At 73.4% G+C, this 2,563-nt stretch carries 3 protein-coding genes; 2 read left to right on the top strand and 1 reads right to left on the bottom strand.

Annotation, left to right across the window (positions count from 1 at the left end; all coding sequences use genetic code 11):
• Nucleotides 1–630: OST-HTH/LOTUS domain-containing protein (locus PROKR_RS13880; protein WP_281171714.1), on the top strand; the 630-nt coding region annotated here is incomplete at its 5' end.
• A gap of 3 nt (nucleotides 631–633) precedes the next feature.
• Here the strand turns inward: PROKR_RS13880 and PROKR_RS13875 are convergent.
• On the bottom strand, nucleotides 634–1,581 hold the full coding sequence (locus PROKR_RS13875) for an AraC family transcriptional regulator (protein ID WP_036964244.1): 948 nt from the start codon (nucleotides 1,579–1,581) through the stop codon (nucleotides 634–636).
• A gap of 118 nt (nucleotides 1,582–1,699) precedes the next feature.
• Between PROKR_RS13875 and PROKR_RS13870 the strand changes: the two genes are divergently transcribed.
• The gene (locus PROKR_RS13870; protein WP_036964242.1) at nucleotides 1,700–2,452 is read left to right on the top strand and encodes an SDR family NAD(P)-dependent oxidoreductase; all 753 of its coding nucleotides are present in this window, start codon (nucleotides 1,700–1,702) and stop codon (nucleotides 2,450–2,452) included.
• Nucleotides 2,453–2,563: the final 111 nt, after the last annotated feature.

Genomic DNA, 2,563 nt, shown 5'->3' with positions numbered 1-2,563 from the left:
GAGGCGAACGCGCCCGAGACCCCGGCCGAGCCCGAGGCCGAGGCGAAGCCCGCGACCCGGCGGCGCAAGAAGCCCGAGCCCGCCCCGGCGCCCGTCGAGGTGGCGCCCGAGGCCGAGCCCGACCTGGACGTGAGCGAGCAGGACGAGGCGCCGTCGTCGAACGACGTGCCCATGGAGGTGCGGGTGGCGCAGACGCTCGGCGACCTGCAGTCGTCCACGAGCGGCCCGGTCACGGCGTCCGCCCTCAAGCGGACGCTGCTGCGCAAGGACGCCACGTTCAGCGAGTCGGACTACGGGTTCCGTACCTTCGGGGAGTTCCTGCGGTTCCTCGCGGACCGCGGGTTCGTGGAGCTCGCGCCGGGCCCGTCCGCGGGCGACCCCGAGGTCTCGTTGCCGGAGCAGGGTGACACCGACGCGGCGTTCGCACTGCTGCGCGACGTGGTGCAGGAGTCCAGCGGTTCCGCCGCGCTGTCCGGCCTGAAGAACGCGGTGCGCAAGCGCCGCCCGGACTTCTCCGAGAAGGCGCTCGGCTTCCGCGGCTTCCTCCAGTTCGCCAAGGCGGCGGAGACCGCGGGCACGGTCTCGCTGGCCTGGGACGACGACGCGGACGACTACCTGGTCACCGCTTGACGCTCAGGCGGAGACGGATGCTGCCTGAGCCCGTCGCGCCTCGCCCCGGAACGTCGCGGGTGACGACCCGACGACGCGGCGGAACGCGGTGCTGAACGCGCTCTCGGACTGGTAGCCCGTCGCCTTGGCCAGCTCCGAGATCGACAGGGTGTCACGGGCGAGGGCGTCGCGCGCGAGGCTCATGCGCCACTGGATCAGGTACTCCAGCGGCGGGACCCCCACGTGGTTCCGGAAGGCCTCGGCGAACGCGGACCGCGACATGTGGCTGATCCCGGCGAGCTCGTTGAGCGTCCACGAGTGCGCCACGTCCGCGTGCAGGGCCCGCAGCGCGGCGCCGATACCGTCCTGGTTCAGGGCGCCCAGCCAGCCGATGGGCCGGTCGGTCCGGCAGGCGTGCGCCCGCAGCATGTGCACGAGCAGCACCTGCGCGAGGTGGTTCTGCACCAGCGGGCCGCCTGGGGCGGTGGCCTCGACCTCGGCGGCCAGGAGCGTGATCAGCTGGCCCAGGTCGCCGCCGCGCGGGTCGTCGGCGCGGACGATCACGAGCGGCGGCAGGAGGTCCGTCAGCAGGGCCGCGTTGTCGTCGTCGAACCCGATGTGCCCGCCGCAGAGGTAGAGGTCGTCGTCGCCCTCGGCGCCGATTCGCACCAGCGCGTCCTTGGCCGCCGCCCAGACCGGGTCCCCGGGACGCGGCCGCGCGTCGGGCGTGCTGGCCAGCACGTAGGGCGGTGGGTTGCCCAGCATGAAGGTGTCACCCTCGCGCAGGAGCACCGGCTCGTGCCCGTCGAGGGTCAGCCAGCACGCTCCACGCACGAGCCCGCCCACCCGCACGTGCGGGAACGGCTCGAAGCGCAGCGCCCACTCCCCTGTGGCACGCAGGCTGGGCCCGATCACCGTGCGGGGCCGCAGCAGGCCGATCGCGTCCGCCATCGGGTCCTGAAAGCCGAGCACGGTGCCCCCCTGGACGATGTGTAAGGAATCCCGGACTGTACGCGATGGATCGTACGCCACGACGCGCGCAGGATCGATGTCGTACCAATCGACACGAGAGAGCGACGGAGACATCCACATGGGACAGCTGGAAGACAGGACGGCGGTCGTCACCGGGGGCAGCACCGGCATCGGCCTGGCGACCGCGGTGCGGCTGGCGGACGAGGGCGCGCACGTGTTCGTCACCGGCCGGCGCGAGGCGGAGCTGGAGGTCGCCGTCAAGACCATCGGCGCGGACCGGGCGACGGGTGTGGCCGGCGACGTCGGCGTCCTGGCGGACCTGGACCGGCTCTACGCAGCGGTCCGGGCACGGGGCGAGGGGCTGGACGTGCTCGTGGCGAACGCCGCGGTCGGCGCGTTCGTGACGCTGGAGCAGACCACCGAGGAGCACTTCGACCAGACCTTCGGGGTCAACACGCGAGGCGTCCTGTTCACCGTGCAGAAGGCGTTGCCGCTGCTCAACGACGGCGCCTCCGTGATCCTGACCGGCTCGACGGCCGCCGACCACGGCATGGCGGCGTTCGGCGCCTATGCGGCCTCCAAGGCCGCCGTCCGGTCCTTCGCGCGGACGTGGTCCACCGAGCTCAAGGACCGCGGCATCCGGGTGAACGTGGTCTCCCCGGGCTGGATCGAGACGCCCGGCGGCACCGCCATCAACGGCGGTGAGGAGGCCATGGGCGCCATCCGGGAGTACGCCGCCGGGACGGTGCCGAGGGGGCGCATGGGGGAGGCCGAGGAGGTCGCCGCGGCCGTGGCGTTCCTCGCCTCGGGACAGAGCAGCTACGTCGTCGGCGCGAACCTCTATGTCGACGGCGGGGCGAACCAGGTCTGACCCGCCGGACCTGCCTGGTCCTGGCCGGGGGCCGGGTCCGGGCCCGGCTCCCGCTCCGGGCCGCCGAGCACACCGGGCACGGCGGCCAGACGGCGGGCGAGCTCGTCCCCG

It is taken from the genome of Promicromonospora kroppenstedtii DSM 19349, assembly GCF_000515355.1.
GTDB lineage: Bacteria > Actinomycetota > Actinomycetes > Actinomycetales > Cellulomonadaceae > Promicromonospora > Promicromonospora kroppenstedtii.
The sequence above is the reverse complement of the archived record's forward strand: the minus strand, read 5'-3'. Positions and strand labels throughout refer to the sequence as shown.